Here is a 20,548-nt window from a genome sequence, read left to right as displayed (position 1 = left end):
GCAAATGACCTATGAATACACTATAATTGTTTGTGAATACAAAAAGGAGCAAATCATGACAGAATCAATACAAAATCAAGATTTTGATAACTTTTCATTGATCCTATTACGCGATCATTTATTGCCTGAATTATTACAAAATGATGAATCTGAGATTACTTACTGGGCTGGTAAATCTTTGGCAACGCAATTTACATTACCTAGTATGAGTGCAATTCAAGGTTTTTTTGCATCAGCTGGTTTTGGTAATTTAACAAAAACTAATCAAAAATCAATTGCACAAACATGGGTGTTAGACGGTCCTGTCATTGAAGAACGTTTAAAAAATAATGAAGAGGCTAGTTTTTCACTAGAAGCAGGTTTTTTGGCACAGCAGATACAGCAATTATGTAACTGTGGTACGGAAGCCCAATGGAAAGTAACAACGACGACGATTACATTTAATGTGGTTACTGAAGTGCCCGTTACTTTACCTGAATGATGGTTCAGTTAAATATATAAATAAATTAAAGACCTGATAGTTATTAACTGGCAAAAGCTAATAACTATCAGGTCTTTTTGTATTGTATTATGATTTCTTATTTAAAAGAACCAACAAATTTATAAATTGGGAAACCTTTTGATGAGAACTTTTCTTCGTATTCAGTTTCGACATTATCGACCATCTTATCAGCATCTTCATGAAGATTTAGTGAGATGCTTGCTGGTTCAAAAACAATACCGTAGTTTGCAAATGAATATAATGAATATTCAAAAAGACCACGATTATCGGTTTTAAATTCAATTTCACCGCCAGCCGGTAATACAGCTTGGTAACTTTTTAAGAAACGCTTGTAAGTTAAACGGCGTGTTTCATGACGGTTCTTAGGCCATGGATCTGAGAAATTAAGGAATAATTTACTAATTTCCCCTTTTTCAAAGTAAGTGTCTACACCGGCACCGTCACCATAAATGAACTTCAAGTTAGGTAATTCGGCTTCATCTTCATCAGCTTTTCGACCTGCAACAGCAATCGCTGCTTCTTGAATTTCCATACCAATAAAATTAATTTCGGGATATTTTTTAGCCATACCAATGATGAATTGACCTTTACCAGTACCAATTTCGATTTGGATAGGTTGCTTTTTTGCAAAAATAGTTTGCCAGTTTCCTTTAAGTGCAACTGCGTGATCTTGATCAATAACAAGATCAGTATGATTCTCTAACCAAGGCTGAGCCCATTTTTTATTTCGTAAACGCACGAGTGTGTCTCCTTTGTGTGCTTTTAATAGTTTTTTGTTCTGTATACCAGAATACCAAAATTCCCCCTAGAAGGACAAGACTTAAAAAGTTTTGTAATAACAAATTAATGTTGAATGTTGCTATAAACGCAATAATTAGCCAAAAAATTATGGTCATACAAATCCAAGGTAAGATAGTAATTTGAAAGGCTTTTAAGCGTTGTTTATCTGAAATCGGATATAAGAAGTTAAGAACAATATGTTTATGAACATCATATAAAGGTATTAGTTGTAATACTAATAGATACAACAAAATCAAAAATAAAATTGTTTGTAACCAGCCAGTTGTGAACCAAGCAGCCCCAGCGCCAATTACTGTTAGTCGTAGCCATAATTTAATGTATTGTGTTCGTCTAATAAACGCTGTGACAAATAGCTTAGTTGTTGGTATTTGTCGGCCTGGCCAGTGGTTAATAAGCAAATCTGCCCATTTCTGTCGCTTAACGCGTGGTGTAATACCTGGTACATCAATAAATAGATTATAAAATGATAATACAACAAATTGATGATTTTCTTCAGCTGCGATTAATCGACGCCAATTGACTAATTTAGAATTTTCTTGATTTTCAAACTTGCTTTGTTGTCTGGCGATGAGATACGTTAATAGTATTTTTAACAGAACCAGAATAATTGTGATGGCAGTAACTAGTAAAATTGAATGTGTGAACAATCTAAAAATCATTGGCCAAAGAAGTAAAATCAGAATACCTTCTATAGCCCCATTCACCACCATACTGTAATAAGTTGCTTGTTTTAACATCACCCTTAATGACGTTTCATCACCCAACAGAGCAGTTGCATCAGCAGGTTTTGTAAAGTTTACAGGTCCTTTAAAAATAAGAAAGGTCAGTAAAATAACGATGACTAATGCTAACTGCGTCCATATATTAATTACAGCAGTTTGCCATAATGACTGGTATGCTAAACCAGCAGCTCCTAGCAAGAAAAATAAAGCGAGTACTGCATGATCATTAAAGACATATCGTAAATATTTAAAATATGTTTGCCATTGTTTACTAGCACGATATTTGAATAGATGGGTTAATTTCATAATGTTTATCCCTCATCTACGGCAAGCTCTGGAACAAGCGTGACAAAATCTGAAGCGGCACCTTGGGCAGCTACTTGACCATCCTTTAAATAAACAAATTGATCAGCATGTTTATCAATAGTATCTAATACGTGGGTCGTTAATAAGAATGTTACCCCTTGCTTTTTACGATTATCAATTAAAGTAAGTAAATCGTTAACGGCAATAACATCAAGCCCTAAAAATGGTTCATCAATGATAAATAGTTTTGCATCCGTGATAAAAGCCATAACAATCATGACCTTTTGACGCATTCCTTTTGAAAAATGAGTTGGAAACCAAGTTAATTTGTCGTCTAAGCGGAATGTTTTTAATAACTCATTAGCACGTTGCCAAGCTATTTTTTCATCAAGATGATACGTTGCAATTGTTAATGCTAAATGTTCTTTAAGTGTTAATTCTTCATAGACTACTGGTTGTTCAGGAATATAAGCAATTTGTGCCTTATAGTCAACTGGCTGTTGCGTTAATGACAAGCCATTTAAAGTGATGCTGCCCTGTTTAGGATTTAATAAACCAATAACATGATTAATTGTCGTTGACTTTCCAGAACCATTTAAACCAACTAAGGCGGTTAATGTGCCATCAGGTACAACAAAACTAATATCTTTTAAAACAGTCAGTTGACCGTAGCCTCCTGATAAATTTTTAATATCTAAACTCATTATAATTACCTGTATTTCTTGTTGTTTATTCTATTCTACCAAAAAAATCACTTAACATTTATACCAGACAGAAACTTCATTTAAATGTATAATAAAGTTAACTAGAGGAGGAATATAAATATGTCAGATATATTTGATAAAATTATTGACGGTAGTATACCTTCATACAAAGTATATGAAGATGACAATGTACTAGCATTCCTAGACTTGTCACAAGCAACACCTGGACATACGTTAGTTGTTCCTAAAAAGCACGTTGCTGATATTTTTGAGTATGATGATGAATTAGCAGCTAAAGTTTTAGGTGTTTTACCAAAAATTGCCCAAGCAATTAAAGCAAGTGATGACAAAATCATTGGCTTAAATATCATTAATAACAACGGTGAATATGCTGGTCAATCAGTATTTCACTCGCACTTCCATCTATTACCACGTTATAAAGATGATGGCTTTGATATTCCTGTATTGGATCATACAGATGATATGACGGAAGAAATGTATCAAGAACGTGCCCAGAAGATTGCAGACCAATTTAAAAAGGATTAATTATGTTTGAAAGAGCAAAAAATCGTTTTCATAATGTAAAAGATGCCCTTAAATCCGAAAAAGAAGCTGTTGATAATCTAAAAAAATCAATTTCGGATATTCAAGATTCTGTTGCTGATATCACTAAAATGGTTGATGATTTACAAGTTCAAGTTAACAAGATGAACTTTAAAAATAAGCCCCATTTAGATAGAATTAGCGAAGCACAGGAACGTATCACAAAAACATTAGATAACTTTCCAAAGAAGAAAAAGTAAATAATAAATTATAGAAGTACTGCTGTTAATAAAAATTTCCCACTCCTGTTGGTGTTTAGCCAACAAAAGTGGGAAATCTATACTTAATAGTATTACTTCTTTTTATTTACCAATTTGTAGTTTTAATTCCATTACAGTGTCACGAAGGTTAGCAGCATCTTCGAAATCAAGACGTTTAGCAGCTGCACGCATCTGATCCTCTAGATTGGAAATCATCGCCTCTTGATCGTCTCGAGCCATATCCTTAAAGGCAACTTCCGTAAAGCTTCCCTCGTCACCGTTATCGTCAACCTCGTGACTGATAGTAATCAAATCGCGAATGTCCTTTTTAATTGTATGTGGTACAATGTTGTGCTCTTCATTATATTGCATTTGAATACGACGTCGACGTGCAGTCTCATCCATTGCAGACTGCATTGACGCAGTAACATTATCAGCATACATAATAACATGACCATGCTCATTACGAGCAGCACGACCAATAGTTTGTATTAGTGAACGTGTATTACGTAAAAATCCTTCTTTGTCAGCATCAAGAATAGCAATTAACGATACTTCAGGTACATCAATTCCTTCACGTAATAAATTAATACCGATCAAAACATCAAATTTACCAATTCGTAAGTCACGAATAATTTCTGTTCGTTCAAGGGTTTTAATGTCTGAATGTAGATATTTAACTTTAATTCCAACATCTTCCAGATAATCAGTTAAATCTTCAGCCATCTTTTTAGTCAAAGTTGTGATAAAGACACGTTCTTTATTTTCTACACGTTGATTAATTTCACCAATTAAGTCATCGATTTGCCCCATTACTGGTCGTACTTCGATTTCTGGATCTAATAAACCAGTTGGTCGAATAATTTGTTGCGCAACCTCATTTTCAGGTACACGCTCGGTTTCATAATCACCGGGAGTTGCTGACATATAGATAATTTGGTTAACATGCGTCTCGAATTCTTCCAAACGTAATGGTCGATTGTCTAGCGCTGATGGTAGACGGAAACCGTAGTCAATTAACGTTTCTTTACGTGCGCGATCTCCTTTATACATACCACGTATTTGAGGCATGGTTACGTGAGACTCGTCAACGATAATAATAAAATCGTCAGGGAAAAAATCAAGTAAAGTAAATGGTGGTTCACCTGGTGCACGACCATCCATATGACGTGAATAATTTTCAATTCCCGTTGTGAATCCCATTTCTCGAATCATTTCAATATCATATTCAGTACGCTGCTTTAGGCGCTGTGCTTCAAGTAGTTTTCCTTCACTCTCAAGATGCTTTAATTGATCATCTAGTTCAGCTTGAATCGTTTTTAGCGCACGTGAACGAATATCTTCGTTAGTCATGAAGTGTGTTGCTGGGAAAATTGTTGCTAAGTCTAATTCCGCAGTTACTTCACCCGTTAATGAATCGATTTCTCTGATACGATCTACTTCATCACCGAAGAATTCAATGCGTAAAGCTTTTGCATCAGAAGAAGCTGGAAATACTTCTAAAACATCACCACGTACACGGAAACGACCACGTTGAAAATCAATATCATTACGTTGAAATTGAATATCAACTAAACGATGCATTAGATCATTTCGTTCTAGCACGTCACCAACTCGTATATTGATTACATGGTCATGATATTGTTCAGGGCTACCTAACCCAAATATAGACGATACTGATGCAACAACAATGGTATCGTTACGAGCTAATAGTGACGCCGTTGCTGAATTACGAAGTTTATCGATTTCATCATTAACGGAAGAATCTTTTTCAATATATGTATCTGATGAAGGTACATACGCCTCAGGCTGATAATAATCATAATAAGAAACAAAATATTCAACAGCGTTATTAGGGAAGAATTCCTTGAATTCACCATATAACTGTCCTGCTAAGGTTTTATTGTGAGATAAAACTAAGACAGGTTTGTTTGCCTGCGCAATAACATTAGAAATTGTAAACGTCTTTCCTGTACCGGTGGCACCTAGCAAGATTTGTTCTTTAACACCATTTTTAAGGCCATTAACTAATTTCTTAATTGCCTCAGGTTGATCACCTGTTGGCTGATATTTAGATACCAGTTCATATTTGTTATCTTCATGACGAGTAATCATGATAACTATACCTCCTTTAAAATAAAAAGAGCAGCTGAGGCGGTAAATTTATGTTTCAGCTGCCTTTTTATTATGAATCGTGTACGCTAACGTTATTATATAACAGAATAGCAATTAATCAGCATTAAAAATGCCGATATAAATTCGTTGTAATTTTTCTGATCCAGGGAATTGTTCATTTAATAGTTCTGGTAAAACTTCTTTAATAAAGTAAGCAACACTAGGCATATCGCGGAAAGCAAAAATAGTTTCCAAGCTCTCTTTATAAATTTCTGTAAATACAGGCTCTGGGTTTCCCTTTTGTAGTTCCCCAAAGGCCTCATATAGCAAATCTACCTTATCAGCAACAGATAAAATACGTCCTTCTAATGTGTCATCTTTTCCTTCATGCAAACGACGTGTGTAGACAGCTTGTAATTCTTTTGGAATTTCTGTACGAATAAAATTGTCAGACAACGTATCTTCCACGTCAGCTAACATGTGACGTAATGTTGAAGATGCATACTTAACGGGAGTTCGGATATCACCAATAAAACGCTCTGTAATATCATGATTTAGCGCTTTTTCATATAACATTCGCCAATCAACCTCGTTACCATTAGCTTCCTCAATATCGCCAAGAAACTGAGCAGCCTCAGTAACCTTCCAAGAATGTGCGGCAACTGAATGTGGTTGATATTTAAAATATCCTGGTGCGCGTGAAATCATTTCTAATTCATTTAGACCAGATAAATATTGATGCATTCCCATTAATTTATTCCTCCTCATAAAATAAACATTTTAATCATATTACGTGTAAGTTTATTGAAATGCAAGAAAAAAAGCCACATTTCTGTGACTTTTTTATTTAAATTAATATGAACCTAAAATAGTAACTTTATATTTATCACTATCAGCGCTCTTAATTAGATAAGCCTGCATACCAGTTGATGCTTCGATCTTAATCTTAATAGGAACACCACTAGGTAAGTAGTTAGGTGCGCTTTGTGCAATATAGTTAGCAAAGCTTTCAATTTCGGTTGCAGAATAGAACTGTGTAGAGACAGATACTATTAAGCCTTGTAGGTTATTTCCGTCATAAGATGCTTGTCCTGTGACAGAAGATAAGTTAGGGAAGAAACTTTCGATGTTATCAGAAAAGTTCACAAAACTTGAATTAAGTTTAGAACTAACTGATTTCTCATCCTCTGTATTAGCCTGAACTGGCAAGACAACTGTTTTATTATCAACGTTAGTCCAATCACCTAAGCTATCACCAGATTTTGAAACATTCCAACTGTAGAAACTACCACCGGCTAATGAGTCATCTTTTGCTTGCGCATACATTGCAACATAAATTGGCGTGTCATTATTAATACCATTTATCTTACGGTAACGCTTAACAATTTCGTTGGCCATTTTTTGCCCTTGGCTAATACGGTCGGCCTTACTAATATCTTGTGTATAATCAGCGCCGTACTGCTCTTTTTGATACGTATCTTGTGTATTCATTGCCAAACCAAGCACAATACCATTTAACTTAAGCTTATTACCTTCTTTAGTCATGAAGTCTTGTTCTTCAATCGTTTGTAAGTAAATAGGATTACGTTCGTCGTTAAATTTACCATTATCACGAGGGTTTAGCCCTTCTTGGTTATCATCTGATTGTCGACCTAACCAATTATTAGCCTGATCAGCAGTTAAATACTGTCCCTCTTGGAAAATGTATTTAGACGTACTAAAATGCTTTTTCGAAAAGTTTAGTAACCCACTTTCAAAACTTACTTGGTTAAAAGTGTTGCTCTCTTGCGATGCCGTAACACCACGAGCCTTGCTAGTTAAGTAGCGACCATCTTTAATCACAGTTTGATATGATGAGTTATCATTTTTGCTCGTTACTTGGATTCCTTTTTTGGAATCTGAATTTGATTTTGTCGTTGCAGGCGCCGTTTTATTATTATTTGTGTTTGATACAGAAGAAGAATTCTTAGAGAAGAAATTTCCAAAGAAAACCAACGCTGAGATCAACACAATAACAGCAATAACTGAAGAAATCCATTTTACTGCACGCATACGTGTTCTCCTTTAATAGTCTAAACTGCCTATTAGTTTAGCACATTTTATTCATTTTCACTATTATCCATAGTATCACGTAATTGTTTTTCTGACCAAATTTCCGTGCCCAATTCTTGAGCCTTCGTTAGTTTAGAACCAGCATTTTCCCCTGCTATTAATATATCAGTCTTTTTAGATACTGAACTAGAAACAACGGCTCCTTGAGATTCTAACCATGCTGTGGCTTCACGACGAGAGAACAAAGATAGTGAACCCGTCAAAACAATTTTTTTACCTGAAAATTGCGGATTATCAATTGTAGCTACTTGTGAAGTATATGTTAAATTGACATTTAAGTCTGCCAAGTCTGTAATTAATTGCTGCGCTTGCTCCGTGGCAAAATATTGTGTGATACTGTCACCAATTGTTAAGCCAATACCTGAAATTTCAGCAATTTCATCAGCAGTTGCTTGGGAAATTGTTGATAAATCACCGAACTTAGCAGCGATTGTTTTAGCAGCTTTGGACCCTACATTACGAATACCTAACCCAAATAGTAGACGTTCAACAGAATTGTTTTTTGATGCTTCAATTGCGTTTAATAAATTATTAGCAGCAGTTTCGCCAAATTTATCTAATGTAATTAAATCATCATAAGTCAAACGATATAAATCTGTCACCTTTGCAACTAAGTCATGTGATAATAATTGCGTAATAATTTTAGGGCCTAAACCATCAATATTCATCGCATTACGTGAAGCAAAGTGCGTTAATGACTCTTTAACTTGAGCTGGACATGCCGGATTAATACAACGCATGACAACTTCTCCATCGACATGCACTAATTCTTGTTGGCAAGCAGGACAATGTGTTGGGAGCTCATAGGTAATACTATCAGCTGGTCTTTTATCTAAAATAACTTTACCAACTTCAGGGATAATATCACCTGCCTTATGCAGCGTAACTGTATCTCCAATACGAATGTCTTTAGCTTGTAAGTAATCTGCATTGTGTAAGGAAGCACGGCCTACAGTTGTACCTGCCAATTGAACAGGCGTCATAACTGCAGTTGGTGTGACTGCACCAGTACGACCAACTGTCCATTCAATATCTAAAACAATTGTTTGAGCTTCTTCAGGCGGAAATTTATAAGCAATTGCCCATTTAGGGACTTTAACCGTATTTCCTAATTCTTCATGGTAGTTTAAGTTATTAACCTTAATGACAATACCATCAATACCATATGATAAGTTATCACGGTTATTTGTTTGCGAAATAATATATGATTCAACATCCGCCGTATTTGTGACAACGGCATTGGTTGTATTAGTTGGTAATCCTAAAGAACTTAAACGCTCTAATAAATCAGATTGCGTTGTCACGTTTAAAATTTCTGTCGCATCCACTGCCTGGTATAAAAACGATGCTAGTTTTCGTTGCTTAGTAATTTTAGGGTCTAACTGGCGTAATGAACCAGCCGCTGCATTTCTGGGATTGGCAAATGTTGGCAATCCATCACGCTCCCGACTACTATTTAAGGCAACAAAGGCATCTTTAGGCATGTAAACTTCACCACGAACTTCAATTGAAATTGGTTCGTTTAGTTCGCTTGGAATGCTTTTAATTTGTTTGATGTTTTTAGTAACGTCTTCACCGATGTTACCGTCTCCTCGAGTAGAAGCTTGTACTAATTTACCATTCTCATAAATTAAACTAATTGCTAACCCATCAATTTTTAGTTCTGCATTATATGCTAGATTTTCATTAAAAGACTTTTGAGTATTAGCCATCCAATTAGATAGTTCTTCAAAAGAAAAAACGTCCCCCAATGATAACATCGGAACTTCATGCTGTACTTTAGGTAATTCTGACTTAACTTGTTGTCCACCAACCTGTTGTGTAATTGAATCTGCCTGTATTAATTCTGGGAAAGCAGCTTCTAATTCTTGTAAATGTTTGTACGCTTGATCATACTCGGCATCTTCAACAGTCGGGGAATCATTTTCATAATACTCTTTAGCCCATTGTTGTAACTGATTTTGTAGTTTTGCCATTTGCTCAGCTGCAGCATTTGAGTCTGTTAGTGTCACCTCTGTCACGACCAATCTCCTATCTATTTTTCAACTTTATTAATTGGGGCAAATGCCGCTAATAAACGTTTTATTCCTTGATTAGGGAAGGCAATGTCTAACTCTTTATCCTCACCTTCACCATTTATTTTAACAACGTGGCCAATTCCCCACTTTTTATGTTCAACAGCATCACCAATAACCCAATCTTTTTTCTCAGCACCTGTATTAACAGTACTTGGTTTAGCTTGGCTTGTTGTGTGTGTTGACTGGCGAGTACGTCCACTAAAAGTAACACCTTGTGCAGGTGTTGATCGATGATTAAATGGAAAATCACGTTCACGGCTATTTGTTTGGAAACCAGTTCCACTAAATTTTTCATTAATTAAATTGGCATCAATTTCGTCAATGAATCTTGATGCGGGATTGCTGGTTGTACGTCCATATAGTAGACGTGAAAAAGCATTTGTTAGATAAAGCTTTTCCTTTGCACGAGTGATACCCACATAAGCTAAACGACGTTCTTCTTCTAGTTGGTCGTCATCAGCTGCTGCTCTTGAAAGTGGGAAAATGTTCTCTTCCATACCAATTAAAAAGACAACTGGGAATTCTAGACCTTTAGCAGCGTGTAGTGTCATTAATGTTACTTGATTATTACTATTCTCATCAACGCTGTCTAAATCAGATACCAATGCAAGTTCACCTAAGAAATCTACATATTTAGAAATGCTTTCATCACTTGGTTGATAGTTTTTATCGAATTCAGCAGTAACTGACAAGAATTCAGCCAAGTTTTCTAACCGTCCTTCATTTTCAGGAGTAGCAACTTTCTTTAATTGTGCTTCGTAACCTGATTTATCAAGGATAGCTTTAGTCAAATCGGTAATACTTAAATCAAATTGCATTTGCTTTCTGAAAGTTTCAATCATATTAGCGAAATCGACTAGCTTATTTGCAGCACGAGCAGGCAAATCCGGAACAAGTAGTGCGTTTGCTGCACTATCCAATAGTGTCCAATCTTTATCCAATGCAAAGCGACGTAATTTTTCTAATGAAGTTTGACCAATCCCTCTTTTAGGTTCATTAACAATACGCAAAAAGTTCTCATTATCAGCTGGGTTTGTAACCAATGCTAGATAAGCAAGTACGTCACGAATTTCTTTACGATCGTAAAACTTTGACCCACCTACCACAGTATATGGCATATTTGCTTTAACTAATGCTTCTTCGACACCACGAGATTGTGCATTTGTACGATATAAAATGGCAAAATCTCGGTAGTTATAGGTTCCTGCATTGATTGCTTCTTTAATTTCTTTAATAACGAATAGTGCTTCGGCACGATCAGATTGACCGCGGTAGTAAGTGATTTTTTCACCGTCACCATTATCTGTCCATAACTTTTTAACGATACGCTCATTATTGTTACGGATAACACTGTTAGCAGCATCCAAAATTGTTTGCGTTGAACGATAATTTTGTTCAAGCATAACAGTCTTTGCATCAGGGTATTCTTTACTAAAATTCAAAATAATTTGCATATTAGCACCACGCCAACCATAGATTGATTGATCTGAGTCCCCTACAACGGCTAAATTACGATGTTTACCTGAAAGCAATGTTACCAGTTCGTACTGTGCATCATTGGTGTCCTGATACTCGTCGACATGGACATACAAAAACTTTTCTTGATAATAGTCAAGCACTTCTTGATCCTTATGTAACAATTCAATTGTTAACATGATTAAATCATCAAAGTCTAGTGATTGCGCAATTGCTAAGCGATGTTGGTATTCTTTATAAGTTTTACCAACAATCTCTTCAAAAGGACCTGAGGCATTTTTTAAATACTCTTCTGGCTTTTCCATTGCGTTTTTCGCATTAGAAATAGCACCTAATACAGAACGTGGTGTAAATTTTTCGATATCAACATTTTGATCTTTTAAAATACGCTTAACTAATGTTCGTTGAGCACTGGCATCAATAATTGAAAAATCTTTTTTATAACCTAATTTATCAATGTCACGACGAAGAATTCTTACAGCTAACGCGTGAAACGTTGATACCCAGACAGCATTAGCGTCGTTCTCATCAACTAATTGGCTGATACGTTCTTTCATTTCACGAGCAGCTTTATTGGTAAACGTAATTGCTAAAATGCGCCAAGGCATGATATCTAAATCTTTGATTAAATGGGCAACACGGTGCGTTAACACTCGTGTCTTTCCTGAACCCGCACCGGCCATTATTAGAAGCGGTCCTTCTGTTGTAACGACTGCTTCAGCTTGTTTATCATTCATACCCGAAAGTAACGGATTCATATCATTATCTCCTCTCAATTTACGTTTGTTAATTAATGGCGAATTTTTTTACCCCAGTATTGATATAAATCAACTTTTAAAGCACCATTGTATAATTTACGCTTTTTAGTAGCTTTTGCACCAAATGCCGTTTCAAACTCCTCGTCTGACGTCAAAATGTATTTTGACCAAGTAGGCATCTTATTATAGATGTCACCCATTTGACTATATAGTTGTCGTGCAGCATCCTCGTCACCTAGACGTTCACCATATGGTGGGTTAGCAACTAAAACACCATTGATTTTGTCTGTTGACCAATCAGCAGCTGCTAATTGTTTAAAGGTAATATCATCACCAACACCAGCAGCTTCCGCATTATTTTTAGCAATTTCAATCATGTTTTCATCAATATCATAGCCAGTAATATCTAATGGCTCATCAAAATTGATCATACTGCGAGCTTGAGCTTTTAATGTTTGACCAATATTTTTATCAAACCAGTCCCAGTCTGTAATATCGAATTCACGATTAAGACCCGGCGCAATATTACGTCCAATTAAGGCTGCTTCAATGGCAATGGTTCCTGATCCAGTAGTTGGATCAACGAAAGGATTATCAGTAAACCAGTGTGCTAATTTAACTAAAGCAGCTGCCATTGTTTCTTTTAGTGGTGCCCCACCTTTTTCAGTACGGTAACCACGTTTAAATAGTGAATCACCAGTTGTATCCAAGGTAATCATGACATGGTTCTTATCAATAGCAGTCTCTAGGACATAACGTTGACCTGTTTCAGGCAGATAACTGTGTGTATGATATGCTTCAGATAAACGCTTTACAATTGCTTTTTTGGTAATAGCTTGAACAGTTGGTACTGAATGTAAAATAGAATTTTTAGAGCGACCATTGACCGGGAACACCGCATCATAAGGTAGCAAGTCTTCCCAAGGAAAGGCTTTTGTTTGTTCAAATAATTGATCAAAAGTTTTTGCGTCAAACTCTTGCACAACAATTTTAATACGATCAGCTACACGTAACCATAAATTAGCACGATAAATATCTTCAACGTCACCGTCAAAAAAGACACGACCATTTTCAGTTTGCGTAGCATAACCCATTTCTTTTAATTCACGAGCGACTAAAGCTTCCATGCCGGCACCCATTGTTGCCATTAATTTAAAATTTTTCATGTTTAGTTCTCTTTCTAAGTTGATACGTTTTATTATAAAGTAGTTTAAAAATTTGGGCAAAAAGAAAACCGACGCCACAAAGGACGCCGGCTACCTAATGTATTGGCTGTAAGCCATGTTTTGTTCCAAATAAAATTTGGCGAAAATTATTTGGTGGTAATCATCTATCTCAAACATTTCTGTTTCCCCGACCATCACTTCATTTCGCTAGGTCAAGCGCCCCTACCAAAGTTTGGGTTGCCCGCTCGTGGGGTTTACCGCGTTCCACCCATCGCATTTCTTTGATGGTTCGTCACTGTGGCACCTTAACAGCTACTAAAATCATAGACAAAGTCCTTAGATCTTTTCACTGGCCGTCAATTACAAGAATTGCCTAGCCTTATTTTTTCAGCTAGCACGAACACTACTAACATCACAGTTAGTGCGAGCATGGACTTTCCTCATGCAACATAAGCTGCACGCAATTACCCACCAATACATCACGAATATCCATTATACACTTAATCTGTAGATTGTGTAGTGTTTTCTGAAATAATGACATCTTCAATGTCATTTGCCTGCTCTTCTGACTTTTTGAATTGTTCAGATGAAGCTTTACCAAATACACGACGTTCTAGGTTTGATAAACGCTTTAAAATGTCCATATTGGTGTTAACAGCTGGTGCAGTCGATGCTTTCGGCGCAGAAGCTGGAGCAGCTGAAACTTGCTTTGTTAGTTCAGCAACTTGATCCTTTAACTTTTGATTTTGATTCGTTAATTCCCCAATATTATTCTGAAAGGCTTGATAATCAGAAATGATTTCATCTAAATAAGCATCAACATCTGTAATATCATAACCAGTACCAATGCGTGTTTTCTTAAAGTCCTTGTTTAGGATTTCTTCCCGAGTATGTTGCACGTTTTCCATCACTTGCACTCCTTAGTTTTCTTCTTATACCAGTTTAACAGCTTTTTAACCGGATGACAAAATTACTTAATAAAATAAGTAATTTTTATTACATTTAATAATCAGAATTTTCTAATTGAAATTCATCTGCGTATTCTTGTAGACGATCAAAGTCGATTAGTTTAATGGGATAATCATGATTAGTTGCATAGAATTGCATTGCATTGTAATCAAATTTTGCACGTGAATTTTCAGCTTCGGTATCATAAAAAATAACAGAGCTTTCAGTATGCGCCAACATAAAGTTTTGATACCCTCTTAATTGTTGTGGATTTTTATAACTATCATTGTAAACAGCGCTACTGAAATCAACACGTTTTTTTAAGTCACCAAGTTTTAGTTGTTTGTTTTCTTTCCAATTTTCTCCAAAGTCAATAAAAGGCGTCATCATTGCAACTTTAAATTCAGGAAACTTTGTTTCTTTTAGTTGTAAGGCTTGTTCAATGGCCCATTGCTCAATGCCAAGTTGTCCGCCAGTAATTAACCATTTGCAACCATCATTAATGGCGTGAGTTAGAATCTTATTTAATGCATAATTAATGACGGTTATTTTAGGATCTTTGTTATTGAATATGCCTAATTCATAATCACGAAATCCGGTTATCCAAATACGATTCATATATTACCTCTTTTCATAAGATGATACCTGTTAGATTCATTGAACCTGTTACTATTTCGCTACATTTGGTATAATAGCAAGGATAAAGTTTAATTATAGGAGTTCATAATGGCTTTTAATTATCCGAATGGACATTCTTTTAATCAAAAAGCGTTTCAAAAACCAATTGTAAGCTATGGTGCCTCACAGAGCAATCGTGGTATGTCATTAGAGCATGATATTAATGAAGCTAATAAATATTATCTGGCTACTGATCAGGCAGTTATTCACAAAAAGCCGACACCAGTTCAAATAGTAAATGTTAGCTATCCAGCACGTGCAGCAGCTAAAATTACCGAGGCCTATTTTAGACAAGCTTCGACAACAGACTATAATGGTATCTATAGAGGCTATTATATTGACTTTGATGCTAAGGAAACAACTCATAAGCGTTCATTTCCTCTAAGTAATATTCATGAGCACCAAGTTAAACACCTAAAGGCAATTGCTAAACAAAAAGGATTGGCTTTTATGATTATTAGATTTACCGTTTTGCAAGAAACTTACGTTATATGGGCAAATTTAGTTTTTAAATATTGGGACAATAGAGAAAATGGTCGAAAATCAATTCCCTATGAAGAGATTACTAAGTTTGGTGAACGAGTTGAACAACAATTTAACCCTACTACGCCTTATTTACAAGCAGTTGATAAATTACTCATACAGCGTAAAGAAGAAGGAGATAATTTAATATGACAGAAAATATGTCACGTGTTGAGCGAGGACAGCGTAACACGAATAACAATCAACGACCATCCAAACCTAAAAAGAATAATAATAATAATAATAAAAATAATTCGAAATTTAAACGTATTGCAAAATATACAATTTTAGGGTTAATCATTTTATTCGTAGTTGGTGGTTTAACGGGTGCTGGATTGTTTGCTTACTATGCATCATCTGCCCCAAAGGTTACTAATTCAGCCCTTGTAGGAACATCGCAAACTAAGTTTTTGGATCGTGATGGTAATGTTTTCTATTCAACTGGATCAAAACGTGAAAGTGCGCGTCAAAGTGAAATTCCAAAAGAAATGCGTATGGCGATTGTTTCAATCGAGGATCGTCGTTTCTATAAGCATCATGGTGTTGACCCCCGTCGTATACTTGGTGCTGCATTTGCCAATGTAACGGGTTCTTCATTAGGACTACAAGGTGGTTCTACCCTAACCCAACAGTTGATTAAGTTAACGGTATTTTCAACTAAATCAAGTGATCAAACACTTAAGCGTAAAGCTCAAGAAGCATGGTTGGCGCTTAAACTTGAAAAGCAATATTCAAAAAATCAGATTTTGACGCTATATATGAACAAGGTTTATATGGGTAACGGTGTTTATGGTATGAAAACCGCTGCTGATTATTACTTTAACAAGAGTCTGTCTGATTTAACTGTCCCACAAATGGCATTCCTTGCTGGTTTGCCACAATCCCCTTCTGGTTATGATCCTTATGATAATCCTAAAGGGGCAACGGATCGTCGAAATGAAGTATTGACAGCAATGGCTAATAACAAAGTTATTTCTCAAGCTGAAGCTAAAGAATATCGCAATACACCAATTACTGATGGTCTAGCTAAAGAACATGCGTCATTAGACACAGAAGATAAAGCTAACAAAGTTGATGATGCTTATATAACTTCAGTTCGTAATAAGCTAACAGACTTGGGTTATGATTTGAATAAAGATGGTTTGGTTGTACAAACTAATTTGAACCCTAAGGTACAACAACGTGCATACGATGTTGCTAATACTAATGATTATGTACAATGGACTGATGATATGATGCAAGTTGGTTTAACGGTTACTGATCCAAATAACGGACAAGTTATTGCTCAAATTGGTGGTCGTAAGCAGAGCACTTTGCAAGGAACCAATCGTGCAACAAATACTAATCGTTCTTCGGGTTCAACTGCTAAGCCATTAGTTGATTATGGTCCTGCAGTTGAAAACTTAGATTGGTCAACAAATCATTCACTTAACGATTCACCTTACGTTTATCCAGGTAGCAATACACCTGTTTATGATGCTGATCGTCAATATATGGGTAACATTACAATGCGTAAAGCTCTTGCCCTATCACGTAACATTCCAGCTATTAAGACTTTGCAAGAAGTCGGCTATGATAATTCATCTAAGTTCTTAAATGGACTAGGTATTCCAATTAAGAGTGATGAGTTAGTTGCCTCAAGTGCGATTGGAATTGATGTATCTAGTGAACAAGAAGCTGCTGCTTTCGCTGCCTTTGATAACGGTGGTACCTACTATAAACCACAGTATATTTCTAAGATTACTGATCAGAGTGGTGCCGTTAAAGAGTTTGATGATTCTGGCAAGAAAGCAATGAAGGGCTCAACAGCGTTCATGTTAACCAGCATGATGAAGTCAGTCATTACTGACTCATATGCTAAGATTATTAATACTTCGGATTATGCCCAAGCTGGTAAAACTGGTGTTACGGCATATGATGATTCATTAAATATGCCAGACGGTTCTGCTTCAGATTCTTGGTTTACTGGTTATACAAAGCAAGCTGCTATCTCTGTTTGGACAGGTTATGACCAGCCAAATGAAGAAGGTCATTCATTAGCAGCCGGTGAGCAGCAATTTACACCATTACGCGTATACAAAGCAATCATGGATTATATCATGTCGGATGCTAATGCGGATGGTTCAGATTGGGAGATGCCAAATAGCGTTAAGAGTACAACGATTAACGGTACTAAAGAATATTCAGTTGTTGGTGCAGACACCTCAGCAGAAAAAGTTATTAGTCAACCTGTAAGGCGTTCTTCTTCGTCATCAAGAAGTAGCGTACAACCATCGTCATCATCTAGCGTGCCTGCAAGCAGTTCATCTGTGCCTGCATCATCGTCTGAATCAAGTTCAGAAGAATCTGAGAGTAGTTCATCAGTTTCATCAAGTGAACCTTCAGAATCAAGTACAAGTAGTAGTGAGAGCACGCCTGAGGAGTCCTCAGGTAATGGAACGCCCCCTAGTGATAGTGAATCAGATGGTAATGAACAACCTAGTTCCTCAGTATCACAGTAATAATAGTTATTTATAAAAAGAACGCGTTAACCAAATTTTTGGTTAGCGCGTTTTTTTTATTTGAATTTATTCCAATCTGTATTGAAGATATCGATATTTGTTGGAATATCGATTACTTCATCGGATTGCAGTTGCTTGTATTGCTGGTGTTTACCCTTTTCACTTTTAATGTCATTTAATGAATGGTAGTTTTTTTTCTGCCATGATACTAAAATCGTTTCAATGTATCTTAGATTTAAGGCACCATTCAAAACCGCTTCTTGTACGGCAGCCTTAATAAACATAGGTTTAAAATGATCAATGTCAAACCAATTTTTAATTGTTTCCATTTCTATTTGGCTTAAAGGTCGCCCAAATTCTTGTTCGATTAAATTATAAATATCGGCCCGCTGACTATTGTTTTCGTCCACACTTGGCATACCTTGATTATTGATACGATCATCAGTGTCATCTTGACTAGATTTAATTTTTAATAATGCCATATACAATGGCATAAAATCTAGTTCAGTAGTTACCTTACCGTCGCCAGCATGTCGACTTTTAAAGTTAACTAACCCTTTTTTTCGCATTGCTTCTAGATGAGAAAATACTTTTTTAGCTGACCACCCTAGCGTGTGCCCGATTTCTTCGGTGCTAGGCTCTAACGCACCACGATCAGTTCCCATTTTTGTTTGAATGTATACTAATAATTCATCATTACTAATACCGATTTCACGATAATGTTGTAATAAAAAGTTATTCAATGTTGTTTGACCTGATTTTAAAAACAGCGTCAAATTATTTTGATCAATTTCCATTTTTTTGACCAACCTTTTTTAAATAATAAATTTTAATAAGCTTTTATGATTGAGAATTTTATTCATCACTAATAGATTGTACAGTACATTCATGTGCTAATTCAAATTAAAAATAATGATATTAAATTTGTGGTATTTTGTGGGAATTTTAGCGTATATCACTGTACATTAACGTAAAATAAAGTACAAATAAAAACCGCTACAAACATTGTTGTAACAGTATTTGTAGCGGTTTAATAGTATTTGTATTTAGCTTATGGCCATAGACGGTTCATTGTGCGTGGGAACGGAATTGCCTCACGAATGTGTTCCTCACCAGTAATCCAAGTGACAGCACGTTCCAAACCTAGTCCGAATCCAGAATGAGGTACAGAACCATACTTACGCAAGTCTAAGTACCATGAGTATTCATTGAGATCAAGACCTTGTTCTTTAATACGCTTTTCTAGGTAATCGTAATCCGTATCACGTTCAGAACCACCGATAATCTCACCGTAACCTTCAGGTGCAAGCAAATCAGCAGAAATAACAACATCATCACGATCAGGATGGCGCTTCATATAGAATGCCTTAATTTCCTTAGGGAAGTTAGTAATGAATACAGGCTTAGCAAAATGATTTGCTAAGAAAGTTTCTTCAGGTGAACCAAAGTCAACACCCCATTGAACATCAAAATCATTATCTTGCAACAACTTAATTGCGTCATCATATGAAACACGTGGATATGGTAATTGGGTGTATGTCTTTAATAGATCTTTATCACGACCTAACAAGTCCAATTCATATTCATTACGATCCAAAACTGCCTGAATCAAGTATGCAATATAACGTTCTTGTACTTTCAATGAATCTTCTTGTGTCATCCAAGCCATTTCAGGCTCAATCATCCAAAATTCCGTTAGATGACGGCGAGTTTTAGACTTTTCAGCACGGAAAGTTGGGCCAAACGTAAATACTCTTCCGAATGCCATTGCACCAGCTTCAGCATACAACTGTCCAGTTTGTGAAAGATATGCATCTTCGTCGAAGTATTCTGTATGGAACAATTCGGTCGTTCCTTCAGGTGCAGAACCAGTCAAAAGTGGTGAATCAATCTTAATAAATCCTTCTTTGTTAAAGAATTCGTATGTTGCAGCAATCAATGTGTTACGAATACGTAATACAGCAAACGGTTGAATGTGACGCAAATATAGATGACGGTGATCCATCAAGAACTCTGTTCCGTGTTCCTTGGGTGTAATTGGATAACATTCTGATGTACCAACCACAGTTAAATCTTTAATTTGCATCTCGTAACCAAATGGTGAGCGTTCATCGGCCACAATAGTACCAATTAAATACATGCTTGTTTCTTGTGTAAGTGCTTTTGCTTTGGCAAAAATTTCTTCACCAACATTAGCTTTAACAACAACTCCTTGGAAAAAAGCCGTTCCATCACGTAGTTGCAAAAATTGCATCTTCCCTGATCCACGCTTATTTCTTAGCCATGCACCTAAGCGGACTTCTTGGCCAACATAATTCTTCGCGTCTTCAATGCGAATTGTCTCCATTACTTTGAG

Annotated in this window: 18 protein-coding genes and 1 other RNA gene; 5 read left to right on the top strand and 14 right to left on the bottom strand. The window is 36.0% G+C overall.

Annotated features, from left to right (window positions below; translation table 11 throughout):
• The first annotated feature begins 55 nt into the window (after positions 1-55).
• Complete coding sequence (locus tag GA0061074_RS00920) at positions 56-481, top strand: DUF2507 domain-containing protein (protein ID WP_092461229.1); 426 nt, start codon at positions 56-58, stop codon at positions 479-481.
• Between the two features lie 97 nt (positions 482-578).
• Here GA0061074_RS00920 and trmB read toward each other — a convergent pair whose 3' ends face one another.
• Genes trmB through GA0061074_RS00905 form a run of 3 tightly spaced genes read right to left on the bottom strand, consistent with a single transcriptional unit; the run spans position 579 to position 3,035 of the window.
• Positions 579-1,241 (bottom strand): tRNA (guanosine(46)-N7)-methyltransferase TrmB, encoded by a 663-nt coding sequence (gene trmB / locus GA0061074_RS00915; RefSeq protein ID WP_092461228.1) that lies wholly within the window; start codon positions 1,239-1,241, stop codon positions 579-581.
• Positions 1,225-2,331 carry an ABC transporter permease gene (locus tag GA0061074_RS00910; RefSeq protein ID WP_092461227.1) on the bottom strand — a complete coding sequence of 369 codons (1,107 nt, stop codon included), beginning with the start codon at positions 2,329-2,331 and terminating at the stop codon, positions 1,225-1,227. The genes trmB and GA0061074_RS00910 overlap by 17 nt, the downstream gene beginning before the upstream one ends.
• 5 nt (positions 2,332-2,336) lie before the next feature.
• The gene (locus GA0061074_RS00905; protein ID WP_092461226.1) at positions 2,337-3,035 is read right to left on the bottom strand and encodes an ABC transporter ATP-binding protein; all 699 of its coding nucleotides are present in this window, start codon (positions 3,033-3,035) and stop codon (positions 2,337-2,339) included.
• A gap of 120 nt (positions 3,036-3,155) precedes the next feature.
• Here GA0061074_RS00905 and GA0061074_RS00900 point away from each other — a divergent pair, with 120 nt between their 5' ends.
• A complete protein-coding gene (locus GA0061074_RS00900; protein WP_092461225.1) occupies positions 3,156-3,581 on the top strand; it encodes an HIT family protein in 426 nt (141 codons plus the stop codon).
• Positions 3,582-3,583: 2 nt separating this feature from the next.
• Positions 3,584-3,838, top strand: a complete 255-nt coding sequence (locus tag GA0061074_RS00895; RefSeq protein ID WP_092461224.1) for a hypothetical protein — start codon at positions 3,584-3,586, stop codon at positions 3,836-3,838.
• A 102-nt stretch (positions 3,839-3,940) separates the two neighbouring features.
• Here GA0061074_RS00895 and uvrB read toward each other — a convergent pair whose 3' ends face one another.
• The 9 genes from uvrB to GA0061074_RS00850 all read right to left on the bottom strand — a co-directional run bounded on the left by uvrB (position 3,941) and on the right by GA0061074_RS00850 (position 15,109).
• Positions 3,941-5,953 (bottom strand): excinuclease ABC subunit UvrB, encoded by a 2,013-nt coding sequence (uvrB, locus tag GA0061074_RS00890; RefSeq protein ID WP_092461223.1) that lies wholly within the window; start codon positions 5,951-5,953, stop codon positions 3,941-3,943.
• Between the two features lie 114 nt (positions 5,954-6,067).
• Positions 6,068-6,703 carry a YfbR-like 5'-deoxynucleotidase gene (locus tag GA0061074_RS00885; RefSeq protein WP_092461222.1) on the bottom strand — a complete coding sequence of 212 codons (636 nt, stop codon included), beginning with the start codon at positions 6,701-6,703 and terminating at the stop codon, positions 6,068-6,070.
• A 102-nt stretch (positions 6,704-6,805) separates the two neighbouring features.
• Entirely contained in the window at positions 6,806-8,005 is a 1,200-nt protein-coding gene (locus tag GA0061074_RS00880; RefSeq protein WP_092461221.1) for a CamS family sex pheromone protein, read from the bottom strand.
• Between the two features lie 47 nt (positions 8,006-8,052).
• Entirely contained in the window at positions 8,053-10,041 is a 1,989-nt protein-coding gene (ligA, locus tag GA0061074_RS00875) for an NAD-dependent DNA ligase LigA (protein WP_174855276.1), read from the bottom strand.
• A 59-nt stretch (positions 10,042-10,100) separates the two neighbouring features.
• The gene (pcrA, locus tag GA0061074_RS00870; RefSeq protein WP_092461219.1) at positions 10,101-12,377 is read right to left on the bottom strand and encodes a DNA helicase PcrA; all 2,277 of its coding nucleotides are present in this window, start codon (positions 12,375-12,377) and stop codon (positions 10,101-10,103) included.
• Between the two features lie 32 nt (positions 12,378-12,409).
• The gene (locus GA0061074_RS00865) at positions 12,410-13,543 is read right to left on the bottom strand and encodes a THUMP domain-containing class I SAM-dependent RNA methyltransferase (RefSeq protein ID WP_092461218.1); all 1,134 of its coding nucleotides are present in this window, start codon (positions 13,541-13,543) and stop codon (positions 12,410-12,412) included.
• Between the two features lie 104 nt (positions 13,544-13,647).
• Positions 13,648-14,019, bottom strand: an RNA gene (rnpB, locus tag GA0061074_RS00860) — RNase P RNA component class B.
• 24 nt (positions 14,020-14,043) lie between these two features.
• Positions 14,044-14,451: a cell division regulator GpsB gene (gene gpsB / locus GA0061074_RS00855; RefSeq protein WP_092461217.1), complete on the bottom strand. Its 408-nt coding sequence runs from the start codon at positions 14,449-14,451 to the stop codon at positions 14,044-14,046.
• A 94-nt stretch (positions 14,452-14,545) separates the two neighbouring features.
• On the bottom strand, positions 14,546-15,109 hold the full coding sequence (locus tag GA0061074_RS00850; protein ID WP_092461216.1) for an SLOG family protein: 564 nt from the start codon (positions 15,107-15,109) through the stop codon (positions 14,546-14,548).
• Positions 15,110-15,217: 108 nt separating this feature from the next.
• Here GA0061074_RS00850 and recU point away from each other — a divergent pair, with 108 nt between their 5' ends.
• The gene (gene recU, locus GA0061074_RS00845; protein ID WP_092461215.1) at positions 15,218-15,844 is read left to right on the top strand and encodes a Holliday junction resolvase RecU; all 627 of its coding nucleotides are present in this window, start codon (positions 15,218-15,220) and stop codon (positions 15,842-15,844) included.
• Entirely contained in the window at positions 15,841-18,192 is a 2,352-nt protein-coding gene (locus GA0061074_RS00840; protein WP_092461214.1) for a PBP1A family penicillin-binding protein, read from the top strand. The genes recU and GA0061074_RS00840 overlap by 4 nt, the downstream gene beginning before the upstream one ends.
• Before the next feature lie 56 nt (positions 18,193-18,248).
• Here GA0061074_RS00840 and GA0061074_RS00835 read toward each other — a convergent pair whose 3' ends face one another.
• A complete protein-coding gene (locus tag GA0061074_RS00835; protein ID WP_092461213.1) occupies positions 18,249-18,989 on the bottom strand; it encodes a DnaD domain-containing protein in 741 nt (246 codons plus the stop codon).
• Between the two features lie 254 nt (positions 18,990-19,243).
• Positions 19,244-20,539: an asparagine--tRNA ligase gene (gene asnS, locus GA0061074_RS00830; RefSeq protein WP_092461212.1), complete on the bottom strand. Its 1,296-nt coding sequence runs from the start codon at positions 20,537-20,539 to the stop codon at positions 19,244-19,246.
• Positions 20,540-20,548 lie beyond the last annotated feature (9 nt).

The organism is Weissella bombi (genome assembly GCF_900094835.1).
Classification (GTDB): Bacteria; Bacillota; Bacilli; order Lactobacillales; family Lactobacillaceae; genus Weissella; species Weissella bombi.
Note: the sequence above shows the minus strand (reverse complement) of the source record. Positions and strands in the feature narration are given on the sequence as shown.

Excerpts from the sequence above, each read along its gene's own strand:
- recU (WP_092461215.1), top strand. The coding sequence starts at position 15,218 with ATGGCTTTTAATTATCCGAATGGACATTCTTTTAATCAAAAAGCGTTT.
- gpsB (WP_092461217.1), bottom strand. The coding sequence starts at position 14,451 with ATGGAAAACGTGCAACATACTCGGGAAGAAATCCTAAACAAGGACTTT.
- GA0061074_RS00865 (WP_092461218.1), bottom strand. The coding sequence starts at position 13,543 with ATGAAAAATTTTAAATTAATGGCAACAATGGGTGCCGGCATGGAAGCT.
- GA0061074_RS00895 (WP_092461224.1), top strand. The coding sequence starts at position 3,584 with ATGTTTGAAAGAGCAAAAAATCGTTTTCATAATGTAAAAGATGCCCTT.
- GA0061074_RS00835 (WP_092461213.1), bottom strand. The coding sequence starts at position 18,989 with ATGGAAATTGATCAAAATAATTTGACGCTGTTTTTAAAATCAGGTCAA.
- GA0061074_RS00920 (WP_092461229.1), top strand. The coding sequence starts at position 56 with ATGACAGAATCAATACAAAATCAAGATTTTGATAACTTTTCATTGATC.
- asnS (WP_092461212.1), bottom strand. The coding sequence starts at position 20,539 with ATGGAGACAATTCGCATTGAAGACGCGAAGAATTATGTTGGCCAAGAA.
- ligA (WP_174855276.1), bottom strand. The coding sequence starts at position 10,041 with ATGGCAAAACTACAAAATCAGTTACAACAATGGGCTAAAGAGTATTAT.
- GA0061074_RS00850 (WP_092461216.1), bottom strand. The coding sequence starts at position 15,109 with ATGAATCGTATTTGGATAACCGGATTTCGTGATTATGAATTAGGCATA.
- uvrB (WP_092461223.1), bottom strand. The coding sequence starts at position 5,953 with ATGATTACTCGTCATGAAGATAACAAATATGAACTGGTATCTAAATAT.
- GA0061074_RS00840 (WP_092461214.1), top strand. The coding sequence starts at position 15,841 with ATGACAGAAAATATGTCACGTGTTGAGCGAGGACAGCGTAACACGAAT.
- GA0061074_RS00900 (WP_092461225.1), top strand. The coding sequence starts at position 3,156 with ATGTCAGATATATTTGATAAAATTATTGACGGTAGTATACCTTCATAC.
- GA0061074_RS00885 (WP_092461222.1), bottom strand. The coding sequence starts at position 6,703 with ATGGGAATGCATCAATATTTATCTGGTCTAAATGAATTAGAAATGATT.
- GA0061074_RS00905 (WP_092461226.1), bottom strand. The coding sequence starts at position 3,035 with ATGAGTTTAGATATTAAAAATTTATCAGGAGGCTACGGTCAACTGACT.
- GA0061074_RS00880 (WP_092461221.1), bottom strand. The coding sequence starts at position 8,005 with ATGCGTGCAGTAAAATGGATTTCTTCAGTTATTGCTGTTATTGTGTTG.
- pcrA (WP_092461219.1), bottom strand. The coding sequence starts at position 12,377 with ATGAATCCGTTACTTTCGGGTATGAATGATAAACAAGCTGAAGCAGTC.
- GA0061074_RS00910 (WP_092461227.1), bottom strand. The coding sequence starts at position 2,331 with ATGAAATTAACCCATCTATTCAAATATCGTGCTAGTAAACAATGGCAA.